This is a genomic window from Erythrobacter mangrovi, assembly GCF_013260645.1.
In the GTDB taxonomy this organism is placed as follows: Bacteria; Pseudomonadota; Alphaproteobacteria; order Sphingomonadales; family Sphingomonadaceae; genus Qipengyuania; species Qipengyuania mangrovi.
This window is the reverse complement of the sequence record NZ_CP053921.1, coordinates 2,194,745-2,208,355: the sequence shown is the minus strand read 5'-3', so window position 1 is coordinate 2,208,355 and position 13,611 is coordinate 2,194,745. Positions and strand designations below refer to the sequence as shown.

At 62.2% G+C, this 13,611-nt stretch carries 15 protein-coding genes; 2 read left to right on the top strand and 13 right to left on the bottom strand.

Annotation, left to right across the window (positions count from 1 at the left end; all coding sequences use genetic code 11):
* Positions 1-9: 9 nt before the first annotated feature.
* Positions 10-1,257 carry an SAM-dependent methyltransferase gene (locus tag HQR01_RS11190; protein ID WP_173214941.1) on the bottom strand — a complete coding sequence of 416 codons (1,248 nt, stop codon included), beginning with the start codon at positions 1,255-1,257 and terminating at the stop codon, positions 10-12.
* 189 nt (positions 1,258-1,446) lie between these two features.
* Between HQR01_RS11190 and HQR01_RS11185 the strand changes: the two genes are divergently transcribed.
* Positions 1,447-2,766, top strand: a complete 1,320-nt coding sequence (locus HQR01_RS11185) for an acyltransferase family protein (RefSeq protein WP_173214940.1) — start codon at positions 1,447-1,449, stop codon at positions 2,764-2,766.
* 44 nt (positions 2,767-2,810) lie between these two features.
* On the opposite strand, the gene HQR01_RS11180 is transcribed toward HQR01_RS11185, so the two are convergent.
* The 6 genes from HQR01_RS11180 to HQR01_RS11155 form a co-directional block, all read right to left on the bottom strand.
* Complete coding sequence (locus tag HQR01_RS11180; protein WP_173214939.1) at positions 2,811-3,230, bottom strand: hypothetical protein; 420 nt, start codon at positions 3,228-3,230, stop codon at positions 2,811-2,813.
* A complete protein-coding gene (locus HQR01_RS11175; RefSeq protein ID WP_173214938.1) occupies positions 3,227-4,672 on the bottom strand; it encodes a tyrosinase family protein in 1,446 nt (481 codons plus the stop codon). Before HQR01_RS11175 ends, HQR01_RS11180 begins: the two co-directional genes overlap by 4 nt.
* Positions 4,673-5,074: 402 nt before the next feature.
* Positions 5,075-6,367, bottom strand: coding sequence for an SAM-dependent methyltransferase (locus HQR01_RS11170; protein ID WP_173214937.1), 1,293 nt, complete (start codon positions 6,365-6,367; stop codon positions 5,075-5,077).
* Between the two features lie 106 nt (positions 6,368-6,473).
* Positions 6,474-7,214 carry a molybdopterin-binding protein gene (locus HQR01_RS11165; RefSeq protein WP_173214936.1) on the bottom strand — a complete coding sequence of 247 codons (741 nt, stop codon included), beginning with the start codon at positions 7,212-7,214 and terminating at the stop codon, positions 6,474-6,476.
* On the bottom strand, positions 7,204-7,875 hold the full coding sequence (locus HQR01_RS11160) for a cytochrome b/b6 domain-containing protein (RefSeq protein ID WP_173214935.1): 672 nt from the start codon (positions 7,873-7,875) through the stop codon (positions 7,204-7,206). Before HQR01_RS11160 ends, HQR01_RS11165 begins: the two co-directional genes overlap by 11 nt.
* A complete protein-coding gene (locus tag HQR01_RS11155) occupies positions 7,872-8,645 on the bottom strand; it encodes an SDR family oxidoreductase (RefSeq protein ID WP_173214934.1) in 774 nt (257 codons plus the stop codon). Before HQR01_RS11155 ends, HQR01_RS11160 begins: the two co-directional genes overlap by 4 nt.
* An 85-nt stretch (positions 8,646-8,730) precedes the next feature.
* On the opposite strand from HQR01_RS11155, the gene HQR01_RS11150 reads away from it, so the two are divergent.
* Complete coding sequence (locus HQR01_RS11150) at positions 8,731-9,573, top strand: PhzF family phenazine biosynthesis protein (RefSeq protein ID WP_173214933.1); 843 nt, start codon at positions 8,731-8,733, stop codon at positions 9,571-9,573.
* Positions 9,574-9,627: 54 nt separating this feature from the next.
* Here the strand turns inward: HQR01_RS11150 and HQR01_RS11145 are convergent, their stop codons facing one another.
* From HQR01_RS11145 to HQR01_RS11120, 6 genes are all read right to left on the bottom strand, one after another.
* Positions 9,628-10,014, bottom strand: coding sequence for a glycine zipper 2TM domain-containing protein (locus HQR01_RS11145; RefSeq protein ID WP_173214932.1), 387 nt, complete (start codon positions 10,012-10,014; stop codon positions 9,628-9,630).
* A gap of 130 nt (positions 10,015-10,144) precedes the next feature.
* The gene (locus HQR01_RS11140; protein WP_173214931.1) at positions 10,145-10,792 is read right to left on the bottom strand and encodes an MOSC domain-containing protein; all 648 of its coding nucleotides are present in this window, start codon (positions 10,790-10,792) and stop codon (positions 10,145-10,147) included.
* A 186-nt stretch (positions 10,793-10,978) separates the two neighbouring features.
* Positions 10,979-12,220 (bottom strand): 23S rRNA (adenine(2503)-C(2))-methyltransferase RlmN, encoded by a 1,242-nt coding sequence (gene rlmN, locus HQR01_RS11135; protein WP_173214930.1) that lies wholly within the window; start codon positions 12,218-12,220, stop codon positions 10,979-10,981.
* A gap of 36 nt (positions 12,221-12,256) precedes the next feature.
* Positions 12,257-12,637 (bottom strand): VOC family protein, encoded by a 381-nt coding sequence (locus HQR01_RS11130; RefSeq protein WP_173214929.1) that lies wholly within the window; start codon positions 12,635-12,637, stop codon positions 12,257-12,259.
* Positions 12,634-13,122, bottom strand: a complete 489-nt coding sequence (locus HQR01_RS11125; RefSeq protein ID WP_173214928.1) for an invasion associated locus B family protein — start codon at positions 13,120-13,122, stop codon at positions 12,634-12,636. The genes HQR01_RS11130 and HQR01_RS11125 overlap by 4 nt, the downstream gene beginning before the upstream one ends.
* Positions 13,115-13,594, bottom strand: coding sequence for a GreA/GreB family elongation factor (locus HQR01_RS11120; protein WP_173214927.1), 480 nt, complete (start codon positions 13,592-13,594; stop codon positions 13,115-13,117). Before HQR01_RS11120 ends, HQR01_RS11125 begins: the two co-directional genes overlap by 8 nt.
* Positions 13,595-13,611: the final 17 nt, after the last annotated feature.

The window sequence follows — 13,611 nt, the reverse complement described above, 5'->3', positions numbered from 1 at the left end:
CACCGAGGCCTAACCGGCCAGCAGGCGCAGCTCTTCCGCTTCGATATAGCCGCGCGTAAGGGGCAGGGCATAGCGGCTTCGCGCGAACTGGATCTGATAGTTGCACATACCGCCATACTCGAAGACCGTGGCCGCACCGGCGAGGTAGAACATCCACATCCGGAAAAATCGCTCGTCATAAAGTGCGACGATCGCCTCGCGGTTGTCGATGCAGTTGGCGTACCATTTGCGGATGGTCTTGCCGTAGTGGACCCGCAGCGTCTCGACGTCGGTGGCAATCAACCGGAACTTCTCCGATGCGCGGACAGTCTCCGATAGCGCCGGGATATAGCCGCCCGGGAAGATGTACTTGCGGGTGAAGGCGTCGGTCGCGCCAGGCGATCCCATCCGGCCGATGGTATGCAGCAGCATGGTGCCATCGTCGGTCAGCAGGTTGGCACAGGCGTGGAAGAAGTCCTCGAACTGCGGCTGGCCGACGTGCTCGAACATGCCGACCGATACGATCCGGTTGAACTTGCGCCCAGCGGCGGCGAAGTCGCGATAGTCGACGAGCTCGATGGAGACCTTGTCGGCAACCCCTGCTTCAACCACCCTCTGCCGCGCGAGCGCAACCTGCTCTTCGGAGAGCGTAATGCCCACGACCCGTACATCGTAGTGCTGCGCGAGGTAGATCGCCATGCCACCCCACCCGCAGCCGATGTCGAGCACGGTATCGCCGGGCCGCAGCGCGAGCTTGGCTGCAATATGCGCGAGCTTGGCGGTCTGCGCTTCCGCCAGCGTGATGTCGTCGGAGGGCCAGTAGGCACAGCTGTACTGCCAGTGCTCATTGTCGAGCATCAGTGCGTAGAAGTCGTTCCCGATGTCGTAGTGATGCGCGACGTTGCGCTTTGAGCGAACGGCATTGTTGACCTTCTCGGCGGCGGCCGAAATGCGGTTGAGCAATCGACGCCAGGGTCGCGGCCGGCCAATATCGCCACCCTTGTCCCATGCGTTGTTGGCGCGCAGCAGGGTGACGAGCCCGAGGATGTCGCCTTCCTCGATGACCAGCCTTCCGTCCATGAATGTTTCGGCCGCGCCCAAGCGTGGATCGAGCAGGATATCGCGCGACACGCGATCATCGGCCAGGCGCAGCACGATCTCCGGGAATCCCGGCGACGGCGTGCCAAAGGCCTTGCGGTTGCCGTCCGCGAAGATGACTTCGAGCCGCCCGCGGGTCACGCCGCGTTCAAGGAATTTGGTCAGTAAGGCTTTGCTCATGTTACTCACTTCGTGCGCAGTTCGATGGTGATACACGAGATGCAAGGTCTCGCGTCAATCCGAATTCAGGCCCGGTGCTTCGGGCTGATGAAAATATGCCGCTTTAGGGACTAGGACTGTGATAAGCCACGGTTTCTAAAACACTATAGAGCCGCGAGGCGATGATTCGCTGGCGGGGTAGGGGGCAGAATGGGTTTGTGGGACAAGGCACGATCGCTTGCCGAGAAGGCGCCACCCGAGCGCAATCGCTATGTCGACTTCCTGCGCGCCCTGTCGATCATGGCCGTGGTGGTTGGCCACTGGTTGGTTGCCGCACCCTACATCGGCGCGGATGGTGAGGTTGTCGGAGGGCACCTTCTCGGCATTGTGCCATGGACCCAGTGGCTCACCTGGTTGTTCCAGGTGATGCCCATCTTCTTCCTCGTCGGCGGCTATTCGAACGGCGTGAGCTGGGCCTCGACCCGCGCGAAGGAAGGCCATTATTCGGACTGGTTCGCCAGCCGGATCGAGCGGTTGGTCAACCCCGTCTTTCCAGTGTTGTTGGTCTGGGCCGCATTCGCCTTCGCGGCAACGCAGTTGGGGATGGCGCGCGAGACGGTGAAAATGGCCGTGTCGCTGGCGCTCATCCCGGTGTGGTTCCTCGCGGTCTACCTGCTTGTGACCGCGCTCGCGCCGCTGACATGGAAGGCGTGGGAGCGGTTCGGCTTTGGCAGCATCGCCGCGCTGATCGCGGGCGCGGTGCTGGTCGATTGGCTGACCTTCGATCGTGCCGTCCCCTATCTCAACTTCACCAACTTCCTGTTCGTCTGGCTGGCCATCCACCAGCTGGGATTCGCCTGGCAGCAGGGGCGGTTGGGTGGGATGAAGGCACTAGCCCTGTTCCTTGCTGGGGCGGCCGCGCTGCTGGGGCTGACCGTCTATGGTCGCTACCCGATTGCGATGATCGGGGTGCCCGGTGCGGAAATCACCAATTCCATGCCGCCCACGCTGGCGCTGCTGGCGCTCGGCACGATGCAGGCGGGGCTGGTGCTGGCGCTTGAACCCTGGGGCCGCAGGTTGCTTGACAATCTGACGCTGTGGACTGCCACAGTGCTGATGAACGGCATGATCATGACCGTCTATTTGTGGCACCTGACCGCTTATGTATTGGTCATGGTCGCCGCGTGGCTTGCGGGTGGCATCGGCTTGCATGTCTTTCCAGGGACCGGCACCTGGTGGGCCTCCCGCCCGATCTGGTTCGCGCTCTACGTCGCGGCCCTGTTGCCGCTGATCGCCGTGTTCGCGCGCCATGAGCGCGGCATGGGTGCCGGCGCCCGCGAACGACCCATACCGCGCTTGCGGCTGGTCGTCGGCGTGCTGTTGATCTGCCTGGGCCTGGCCATGACCGCCGCGATCAGCATCGCCAGCCCGTTGAGCGTGACGGGGGTACGCATTTGGGTTGTGGCCTTGCCCTTCGTCGGCGCGGCGCTGGTCGAGTTCGGCCCGGTCCATCGCTGGCTGGCGAAATAGGGGTGCACCCCTCTGACAGGGAATGGCGCGTCGGTGGCGGCCCGCTACCGTTGCTGCCGTTCGCGCAGGACCACGGATAGCTGGGCTTCGTTTTGCGGTAGCGGCTTCCCGGTCTCTGTATCAACCGCCACGAAGGTTAAGCTGCGCGCACCATGCGGAACGGACAGCGCAAAGGTTCCGGTCGCGCCCACCGGGAATAGCGTGGGCGCGGCGAAGGGCGTATCGCTGCTATCGGCATAGATTCGGATGGTAATCGAACCTGTCGCGAACCGGGCGGCGACCCCAATGTCGGCAGTGATTTCGCCTGACATGTGCTCACCAAGTTCAATCTGCACGCTGCCGCCCCCCGAACTTTCGATCTCGGTCAGCTCGGTATGGTTCTCCGGTGGTGCGGGTGCCGAACAGCCTGTGGCCATGCCGATGGTCAATGCCGTCGCAAGGCCGCAGGCCACCGACAGCGTCACCGCTCGCCATCGGCAGGCTTGGTGCCCTCTGCTTCGATGGTGGAGACCAGTTGGGGAACCACGGCACCGATGTTGACGGCGGAACGCTGGGCTGCCGCCAGCGCTTGCTCATCATCCCGAATGGGAACGAGCTCGAAGGAGATTTGCGCGCCATTGGCCATGTCCGACTGCCTTTCGTTCCTCATCCGGTTCACCGCGCCGGAAAGGTCGACAACATAGTTCAGCGGACCGTGATTGTGTTCGTTGTCGACGAAGAAGGCAAATGCCCCGGCGTAAGATGGAGAGTCGGGCGAGGGCGTTTCATTGTCCGGCTTGTTGACGTAGACCCGCACGAAGAAGTTCTCCTGATCCGTGTCCAGCCGGACGTCCTCGAGGCGTAACACCAGCCGGTCGTTCTCGGTCGATCTCTCCATTGCCGGCCCCAGCGTATCGGGCGGAAGCGTGAGGCGGGCGCGTTCTGGCGCACGCCCGGAGATAGTTACGTTGCGACCTAGGGGCTGGAACTGCTCGCTTATCTTCAGTTGCTGCGCGGATCCTCGCTCGAGCACCGCCTTCAACGATGCTTCGTCGAGCCGCCGGATGTTGATCCCGCACCCTTTCGGATCTTCGTAGCGATAGGTCAGCAAGGGCGCCAAGCCCATCACCCCGACCAGGAAGTCCATCGGTTGCTGGTTGCCGTCGACGAACATGTCGAGCCTGAAATTCGTGTAGACAGGATCGTTCGTATTGGCCTTGCCTGAGCTGTTCCAGTCGAACCACACCCGATCGATATTGCAGTGGTGGAGCCAGAAGATCGGATCGAGAGGGGACATATAGGAGCCCATCGTTCCGCCAACGAAACCGTGGATGTAGTTGTGCGGTCCCTGTTCGAGCTGCCCTTGGAAGCCACCCGCACCGCGCAGTGCGGTTGCCTTGCCGCTGCCAAACAGCTGGAAATCGGTCTGGGCAAGAATGGTATTCATGGCGGACACGCCGACGATCGACTCGTTCGCCATGCTCGAAGAGGTCGCGCTTCGCGGGCTGTAGTTGAGCACGCTTCCGGCCTGCCAGAACGGCGCAGGTATCGCGCGCTGGCAGGTCCAGTTCCAATAGGGCATCGAGAAGTCCTTGTTGCCCGTTAGCTTGCGAACAATGTCGTCGAGAGCCATCAGGTAGGCGCGATGCCAGGGCAGGAAGAACCAATTGCCGTGCGGGCAGGTGTTGAGGTGGATTTGGGCCTGTCGGGTCCAGTTGCGCGGGTCGCTCTGCGGCAATGCCTGCATTTGGGCTATCGCGTCCCGATAGGTATTGAGGATGGGGTCGTTGATCGCCAAATTGGCGATGTCCTTGCGGACCGGCCTGTTGGCAATCTTCTTCTTGAGATCTTCGCAGCCGCCCAAGGTTGCAAGGAAAATAAGCGAAGTGCCCCCCGCCAGTACGGAACGCCGGTTTGCTTCGAACATGTCGACTCCCTCCATCATTTAGAGTGGCGCGACACGTTTCCCGATTTTTCCACTCATCTGAATGAGTTCGAATTGAGTGGCGGGCACCATAGAGAAACCGGATTTTGTGTATTGGAAATTCCCGCCCTTTATTTACCAAAGATCAATCTCAACAGAGATCGATCCTTTGATGGACTCAGGAGAATCTGTACCTCAGCAGAATTTTCCTACGCCAAAGGAATTGGTTAGGGGCGTGGATGTTCTTTCACTTAGTAATTTCACGTAACGGCAGAGCATTGTGCATGTCCTGCGTTAGCTGGCTTGCTTTGGTGTCAGGTGCGGCCTTTCTTTAAAGACCCTGTTCCATGTGTTCCATCCTGACGGGCTACGCGGAGGCAATTCCTCCAACGGTCTAACAAACCGTTACTCGGCCGCCTCGCGGATTGCCGGATCTAGATGCCACACCGGCGGGTCTTCCGCGGCACGCAGGCGGGCTTCTTCGGCCTCCATGTATTCGCGGGTCATGGGGATCGCCTCGCGGTCCTTCACATAAAGCAACTGCCAGTTGACCATTCCGCCATGGCGGAAGCTCTGCTCGGCACCGGCGAGGTAGTAGAGCCACATGCGGTAGAACTGCGGATCGTAGAGCCGCTCGATTTCCTCGCGGTGCATGACCGTGCGTTTGTACCACTCCTCCAGCGTGTAGCTGTAATGGAAGCGCATCGCCTCGACGTCCATGACCTGCCAACCGAACTTCTCGCTCTGCGTGACCAGTTCGGAGAGTGCCGGGATATAGCCGCCAGGAAAGATGTACTTGCGCGTCCAGGCGTCGGTGTGCCCCGGCGGGCCGGCACGTCCGCAACAGTGACTCAGCATCACTCCCTTGGGCGTCAAGAGCCGCGCCGTGTGCTCGTAGAACTGCGGGTAGTGCGGCGTTCCGACGTGTTCGAGCAGGCCAACGGAGCTGATCCGGTCGAAGCTGCCGGTGACGTCGCGATAGTCCATCAGCTCGAACTTGACCTTGTCGGCGACACCCGCCTCTTCGGCGCGCTCGCGGCAGAACTCGATCTGGTCGGGGGCAAGCGCCACGCCGAGCACCTCGACGTCGTAGTGCCGTGCGAAATAGAGCGCGAGGCCGCCCCAGCCGCAGCCGATATCGAGGATACGCTGGCCCGGCTGGATGAACATCTTCGCCGCGAGATGCGCCTTCTTGTCGCGTTGCGCCTGCTCGAGGCTGGTCTGCGCGGGGTCGGCGTCGCGATAATAGGCCATGGTATATTGCCGGTCCTCGTCGAGGAACAGCTCGTAGAGGCGGCGGGTGAGGTTGTAGGTGTGCTCGGCATTGCGGCGTGCCTTGCCGCGCAGGTTGATGCCGTCGGCCTTCGCCGCCAGCTTCTGCACCGCCTTGCGCAGTGGGCTCTGTGCATTGATTGCGCTGTCGCCGATCCGCTTGGTGTTCGCGGTGACGAACAGGATCAAGTCGCGGATATCATGCGGCTCCTCGATCTCGAGCCAGCCCCACATGAAAGCCTCGCCGGCGCCGACTTGCGGATAGCGGGCGATATGATTGGCGGCCTTCTTGTTGGTTAGCCGAATGCACAGCGGCGGCTGCCCGTCACCTGCTATACCGTATTCGTAGGTCTTACCGTCATAGTCGGTCACGATCATGTGACCGTGCGTGATCGCACGTGCGAGAAACCTGTCGAGCAGCCACATTCGCGGCCTCCTTTCCCAAGTAAGCCGATGAAATCAATGTGACAGCAGCGCGCCGGGAGTCAATCGCAACGGCTTGGGGGAAGGTGGTGATGCTGTGAGCTAAACCTCAGATGCCGCCGTACCATTGGTAGCCTGAGCGGTCCTCCCAATAGCCGCCCTTGCCATCGCCGATGCCTTCAAGGCTAGCGACAGCCTCGATCGCCGTGACGTATTTGGCATGCTTGTAGCCGAGTTGGCGTTCGATGCGCATGCGATAGGGCGCCCCGTTCTTGATCGGGAGGGGTTCGCCGTTCAACTGGTGCGCGAGGATGGTCTGCGGATGATACGCGTCGATGAGGTCGATGCTCTCGTAGTACCGAAGTCCCTTGTAGTCGTCCGCGCAGCGGAACACGATGAACTTCGCTTCGGGCTTCAGCTTGGCCGCATCGAGCAGCAAGGAGAGTTGCGGTCCGGTCCATTCGCCGATCGCGCTCCAGCCCTCGACGCAATCGTGGCGTGTGACCTGGGTGCGCTGCGGAAGCTTGCGGATATTCTCGAGCGAGTAGGTCATCGGCGTTTCGACCAACCCGCGCACTTCGAGTTGCCAGTTGGCGAAGCCTTCGGCGGCATGTCGCGGGTAATCGCCATTCTGCGGATCGGTCGAGCCGTTGCCGCGGAACGTAGGCGAGATCGCACTGCGCGGGTACTCCGGTGCCAGCGCCTCGCGGTTGTTGAGCAGCCGGTGCGCGCCCTGGTGCCAGTCCTGCGCCGCCGACAGCAGCTTCGAGCCGGTCTCGCTATCGGCGACCTTGTTGCAGCCGGCGACCCACAGGGCGCCGAGTCCGGCGATGAAACCCCTACGCTTCATGAGTCTTGCCTCCGGTGATCATGCTGCGGATCTGCCCGATCGGTCCCGACAGCAGAACGAGTACGAGATGGACGACGAAAAAGGCGAAGAGCAGCCAGGCGAAGATGAAGTGCAGGCTGCGCGCCGATTGACGCCCGCCGAGCAGGTCGACCAGCCATCCGAAGCTTGGTTCCATACCGGGACTGATAGAGATGCCGGTGAAGATCATCATCGGTAGGAACACGCCGAGCACGGTGCCATAGGCAAGCTTCTGGAGAAAATTGTACTTACCGCCCGCGTGCTCGAAGTTGAGCTTGAGGTGCTCGACGATGTCCTTCCAGATCGCCTTCGGTCGCCATTCGTCGCGGGTAGTGGTGATGTCACGCTGGAAATGTCGGTTGGCCAGCATGGCCACCCACATGAACAGCAGGCCGACCGCGAACGGCCAGGCCATCAGAATATGCCAGTCGCGCGCTACAGCCAGATTGTAGCGGCCCGGAATGGTCATCCAGTTGGGGAAGCGCGGAACGGCGTACCATGCCATGCTGGGTGAGAAGCCCCAGTCACCCCAGTAAAGATAGCGGTGAGCGTTGGAGATCGTCAGGCCTGACATGAACAGGGTGACGACGCAGATCACGTTGAGCCAGTGCCACAGGCGCGTGGACAGGGCGTGTTTGGTCATGCGGTGGTTCCCTCACGGGCAAGATAGATGACGTCGCGCGGCTGATTCAGCAGGTGCTGGCCGCTATCGACAAACAGGGTCTGCCCGCTGGCAAGCGTGCCGCTGGCAAGGAACAGGGCGGCCTCGGCCACTTCTTCGGGTGCAGTCTTGCGGCCGAGCAGGTTCAGGCGGTGTGACACTTCGGTCTCCGCCTCATCCTGGTCGTGGCTTGCAAGAATGGCACCGGGGGCAAGCCCATACACGCGGTCATTGGCGTGCTGCGATCCCATTGCGAGCATGGGTACGGTCGCTGCAAGCGCGTGCTTGCTCATCGTGTAGCTGAAGAAGTCGGGATTTGGATTGGCGATCTTCTGGTCAGTGACCTGGATCACGCGGCGGCCCTCACGCGCTTTGGCCTGCGCAAGGTAGGCCTGTGCCATGCAGGCAGGGGTGCGCGCGTTGACCGTCATAGCCCGTCGGTTCGCCTCGCGGTCGAGTGCGGTTACACTATCGAATTCGAACAGCGATGCGCAGTTCACCAGTGCGCGGAAATCGGGCAGTTGCGCGGCTAGTTCCCCGATCATTGCGACCGCGGCCGTGTCGTCGCACAGGTCGCACCTGACGGTCTCTGCGCTGGGGAGCGACAGGGCCAATTGCTCGGCCGCATTCTCCGATGTGTGATAGTGGATGACCACGTGCCATCCCGCCTTGCCAAATGCTCGCGATATGAAGCCGCCAAGGCGCTTGGCACCACCGGTTACCAGCACGGAAGGGCGTGTAAAATCACTCATGGAGAGACGCTTTCAGCATGCGTAGCAATTCAGCATATCATGCCGGTATTGGCTAGGGCACAGGCCATGCGAAGGAGTCATGGATATGATGCTTGATTTGGTCGATGTGTTCGCGTCCGCGCCGCTGTCTGGCAATCCGCTGGGGGTCGTACACGATGGGGAAGGGTTGGACACGGAAACCATGCACCGGCTGACCTGCTGGCTTGGTTTTTCGGAAGCCACATTCCTGTGTCCGCCGACCGATCCTGCCGCGGACTATCGCCTGCGCATCTTCTATCCCGGCGGCGAACTGCCCTTTGCCGGCCATCCAACGCTGGGAAGTTGCCATGCATGGCTTGCTGCCGGAGGCAAGCCGAAGCGCGATGGGGTCGTGGTGCAGGAATGCGGTGCGGGGCTGATCGAGATCCGCGTGAAGGACGGGGCCTACGCCTTCCGGGCACCGCCGCTGACCCGCAGCGGCCCGTTGAGCGAGGAAGAGCGTCTTGCGGCGATTGCCAAGACCGGTGTCGATCCGGAAGCGGTGGTTGAGGCCGTGCATGCGCAGAACGGCCCTGGATGGCAGGTGTTGCGCCTGCGCAGCGCGGCCGATGTGCTTGCCGCGAAGCCAATGCCGACGGCGCCGACAGGGACTGATATCGGCCTCGCTGGGCCTTGTGAGCCGGGTGCTGCCGCCGATTGGGAGTTGCGAGCATTTTTCGGCGATCATCAAGGCCGGTTTCGCGAAGACCCGGTGACCGGCAGTTTCAACGCCGGGGTTGCCCAGCACCTGTTCGATACCGGACTGGCAAGCGGCCATTACCGGGCTGCACAAGGCCGCATGACCGGCGCCGACGGCCTGGTCGACTGCACACGCGAGGTGGACGGCAGCACCTGGATCGGCGGACGCTGCTACACCATCGCGAGTCAGGCGCGCCTCGGCCTGCCATAGGCAAAAAGGGCGCCCGTCGCTGCGGGCGCCCCATTGCTCGATATCCTCAGGCGATCAGCGGCACTGCAGGCTACCGCGATCGATCTCGCGACCAAGGATCGCGCCAATCGCGCCGCCGAGGATCGCACCGAGCGTCTTGTCGCCGCGCCCCGCGAGTTCATGGCCGGCCAGCGCACCGACACCGGCACCGATCACCAGGCCCGTCGTGCCATTGTCGCGGCGGCAATAGTACCGGCCATCGCTGCCACGCCACATATAGCTGTCGCGCGTGATCCGGCGCGGTTCGAGGTAGTAACCGCGGCTGTCATAGATCGCGCGATCCTTGGCGCGCTTGCCGTGCGCGGGCGCCCATGGTGGCGGATCGGCGGCGGCCGGAGCGGACATGGCAAGGCCGGCCAGGGTCATGGTGCCGGCTGCAAATGCAAGGGCGAGCTTCTTCATCTAAGGTTCCTCATTGCGACTGCTATCTCGTCTCAACGCAGTTCATCGCCACAGGGTCCAGAACCGTCCATGAACAAGTGACGTTAACTCGAATTTAGCGATGAAATGAGGGAATTGAGCGGTCGGTACGTTACGTGTCGAGCGTCGTCCGAACTTTGGATCGCCACAGTTCGCACAACCTCTCGAGCCCGGCAATTTCCTCCAGTTCCTCGCGACTTGCCTTGTGAGCCGGGTCATAGAGCTTGGCGAATAGCCGCGCGACGCTCCACTCGTCGTGGCCGGTCTCGACTTGCTCCAGCCGATCTCCCGCGCTGGCCATGCCTTCTTCGATGACGCGATAATACCAGCCGCAATTGTGCTGCTTGATGATCCGTTTGACCATGCCCTTGGCGCCGAAGCGATGTTCGATCTTCCAGCACGGTTGGCGCGGCTGGCTGACTTCGAGCAGTACCGTTCCCAGCCGGAAGTGGTCCCCGATGTGGACATCGGCCTCGGTGATCCCGGCGGCATGGACGTTCTCGCCGAAGGCAGCGGGACGGGCCAGCAGGTCATGGCCACCGAGCCATTCGCCCCATGCGGCATAATGGTCCCGCGGATAGTGGTGCACGGCCATGTCCGGGCCACCATGGTGCTTGGTATCGGCGACCATGTCGCCTTCGATCCCGAAACTGCGGATCGCAACTGGCCCCGCCACGGGCTGCTTGTCGATTGCGCTAAGCTCGACACCGTTGAATGGCTTGGGCTGACCGATGCAGAGAGCGTCCACCACCACCTTCATTTGAACACTCCGGTTCCTACAGGATGGAACACATGGAACACTGTCCTGAAGTTTAAGGAACAACCCCGCGGAAGGCGGTGCAATTGCGTGGTTTCAACCTGATTGGCGTTAGTCATGCACGCTATTCAGCACAGGGCCAATTTGTAGGAAAGGGGCGCGCGTTAGCGGTCTTCGCCAGCCCAAAATTCACGCCTGAGCGGCTTCGGCGGCCTCACGGTCGCGTTGCGCGCGGCTCTTCTTTTCGGCAGCGGTCTTGAGCTGGCCGCAAGCTGCATCGATGTCGCGCCCGCGCGGGGTGCGCACCGGGGCACTGATGCCGTGTTCGAAGACGATTTCGGAGAAACGCCTCACCCGCTCGGGCGTCGAGCACTCATAGGGCGCACCGGGCCAGGGGTTGAACGGGATCAGGTTCACCTTGGCGGGCAGCTTGTAGTGCTTGATCAGCCGGACCAGTTCGAGCGCATGCTCGTCGCTGTCGTTCTTGTCCTTGAGCATGACGTATTCGAAGGTGATCCGCCGCGCATTCGACGCGCCGGGATAGGCGGCGCAGGCTTCGAGCAGTTCCTCGATACCGTATTTCTTGTTGAGCGGAACGATCTCGTCGCGAATTTCCTTGGTCACCGCGTGGAGCGAAACCGCAAGGTTGACCCCGATCTCTTCGCCGCAGCGATCCATCATCGGCACCACGCCGCTGGTGGAGAGGGTGATGCGGCGCTTCGACAGGGCCAGCCCGTCGCCGTCCATCACCAGCTTGAGCGCCCCCTTGACGTTGTCGAAGTTATAGAGCGGCTCGCCCATGCCCATCATCACGATGTTGGTCAGCAGGCGCCCGTCGGAAGTGTAGTGCGCGCTGTCCTCTTCCTCGTCGAGACCCGCCATGCTGCCCTTGGGCCATTCACCCAGCGCATCGCGCGCCAGCATGACCTGGCCGACGATTTCGCCGGGCGTCAGGTTGCGCACCAGCTTCATCGTCCCGGTATGGCAGAAGCGGCAGTTGAGCGTGCAACCGACCTGTGATGAGACGCACAAGGTTCCGCGATCAGCGTCCGGGATGAACACCATCTCGAATTCGTGGCCGTCCGCGGTGCGCAGCAACCACTTGCGCGTACCATCGACCGAATGCTGGGCTTCGACCACATCGGGACGCTCGATGACGAAACGTTCGGCCAGCCAGGGGCGCATGGTCTTGGCGATGTCGGTCATCGCCTCGAAATCGGTCACGCCGCGATGGTAGAGCCAGTGGAACACCTGCTTGGCGCGCAACTTGGCCTGCTTCGGCTCGAGCCCGGCCTCTTCGAACAGTTCGCGGATGCGATCCTTGGGTAGGCCGATCAGGTCGATGCGGCCGTCGGCACGCGGCGTGATGTCACGCGCGACGGGAACCGGGTCGATCTGCCCGGGGATGCTCATGAGTTGCGTATCGGCCATGGGAGGCGCGCATATAGTCGCGCCTTGCCGCGAAAGCTAGTCGGTCGCGATCTCCTGACCGAACATCACCCGGTGGCCATCTGGGGTGCGGACCGCGAATTCGCGCATGCCCCAAGGTTCATCGATTGGGTGCTTGATGAAGTCGACCGCATTTCCGGAAATCTCTGCGAAGTAGGCGTCGAGATCATCGAGCCTGATGTAGCCGAAATACTGGTGGTCGCCGAGGTTGGAGACCGGGATCGCATCAGGGCAACTGCCAAGCATGATCATAAAGCGTTCGCGTGCAACGAAGACCCATCCGTCAAGGTCCTGGAGACCGCCGAAACCCATTTCATCGACCCACCAACGTGCGGTCGCCATGGCATCGGGCACCGCGAGGACAAAGTTGAAATCGAGGATTCGCGCGCGCTTGCTCATCGTCCCAACCTTGCGCAAGCGAGCGTGGCTGCGTCCATCGCGGTCGCTGCCCCGCTTAGCGAATAGGTGTTCGAGAAGCGTCGACCGCGTGTGTCGCTGGCCCGAATTGTCATGCGTGACGCCGAGCGCATGGCGGCGACGATGGTCGCGTCCATCGTGCGATCCCGCGCCCAGGCATCGCCACCACCGCCGGTCAGGCGAAAGCTACGATTCCCGATTTGAAGCGTGATCGCACCATTGGTTGCCAGTCGGCGCGAGAGGCGGAAATGAACCTGCCCACGCAGGTTGCGGCGTGGCCAGGTGGCGATGGTTGCGAACGGGCTGAAGTCGCGGCTCAGCCTGCTCGCTTCAGGAACGGCGATCGCATAGCAGCGCGGCACCGAAGGATCGCGGAACGCGCCCCAATCCGAGAATACGCCCAGATCGTCCTTCGCGGCCAGCGGCGCGGCAAGCGCGAGTACTGTCAGGGCGATAAGTTTACGCATAGGCAATGGCGACAACTTCCCATTCCTTGACGCCCCCGGGAAGCCTCACGCTGCGCAAATCCCCGATTGCCGCACCCTTGATCGCACGGGCGATCGGGCTCGACCAGCCGATCCTGCCAGCGCTCGCATCCTGCTCATCGTCGCCGACCAACGTCACGATCATCTCGTTGTCGTCTTCGTCGGCCAGGGTCACGGTCGCCCCGAAGAAGGCGCGCGATTTGTCCGGCTGCTCACCGGGGTCGATGACCCTGGCGGCCTTCATCCTGCGTGCCAGATGCGCCAGTTCACGATCGATCTCGCGCATGCGCTTGCGACCATAGAGGTAATCGCCGTTCTCGCTGCGGTCGCCATTGCCTGCTGCCCAGCTGACGATCTCGACGATCGCGGGACGCTCGGTTCCCAGCAGATGATCGTAGCGTGCCTTCAGCGCGACGTAGCCGGCCGGGGTGATGGGATTGCTGGGTGCGGACATCGCACCACCGTTAGTCG

Coding starts and splice junctions, on each gene's coding strand:
- HQR01_RS11185 (WP_173214940.1), top strand. CDS start 1,447: ATGGGTTTGTGGGACAAGGCACGATCGCTTGCCGAGAAGGCGCCACCC.
- HQR01_RS11155 (WP_173214934.1), bottom strand. CDS start 8,645: ATGAGTGATTTTACACGCCCTTCCGTGCTGGTAACCGGTGGTGCCAAG.
- HQR01_RS11165 (WP_173214936.1), bottom strand. CDS start 7,214: ATGAAGCGTAGGGGTTTCATCGCCGGACTCGGCGCCCTGTGGGTCGCC.
- HQR01_RS11145 (WP_173214932.1), bottom strand. CDS start 10,014: ATGAAGAAGCTCGCCCTTGCATTTGCAGCCGGCACCATGACCCTGGCC.
- rlmN (WP_173214930.1), bottom strand. CDS start 12,220: ATGGCCGATACGCAACTCATGAGCATCCCCGGGCAGATCGACCCGGTT.
- HQR01_RS11175 (WP_173214938.1), bottom strand. CDS start 4,672: ATGTTCGAAGCAAACCGGCGTTCCGTACTGGCGGGGGGCACTTCGCTT.
- HQR01_RS11170 (WP_173214937.1), bottom strand. CDS start 6,367: ATGTGGCTGCTCGACAGGTTTCTCGCACGTGCGATCACGCACGGTCAC.
- HQR01_RS11120 (WP_173214927.1), bottom strand. CDS start 13,594: ATGTCCGCACCCAGCAATCCCATCACCCCGGCCGGCTACGTCGCGCTG.
- HQR01_RS11190 (WP_173214941.1), bottom strand. CDS start 1,257: ATGAGCAAAGCCTTACTGACCAAATTCCTTGAACGCGGCGTGACCCGC.
- HQR01_RS11125 (WP_173214928.1), bottom strand. CDS start 13,122: ATGCGTAAACTTATCGCCCTGACAGTACTCGCGCTTGCCGCGCCGCTG.
- HQR01_RS11130 (WP_173214929.1), bottom strand. CDS start 12,637: ATGAGCAAGCGCGCGCGAATCCTCGATTTCAACTTTGTCCTCGCGGTG.
- HQR01_RS11140 (WP_173214931.1), bottom strand. CDS start 10,792: ATGAAGGTGGTGGTGGACGCTCTCTGCATCGGTCAGCCCAAGCCATTC.
- HQR01_RS11150 (WP_173214933.1), top strand. CDS start 8,731: ATGATGCTTGATTTGGTCGATGTGTTCGCGTCCGCGCCGCTGTCTGGC.
- HQR01_RS11160 (WP_173214935.1), bottom strand. CDS start 7,875: ATGACCAAACACGCCCTGTCCACGCGCCTGTGGCACTGGCTCAACGTG.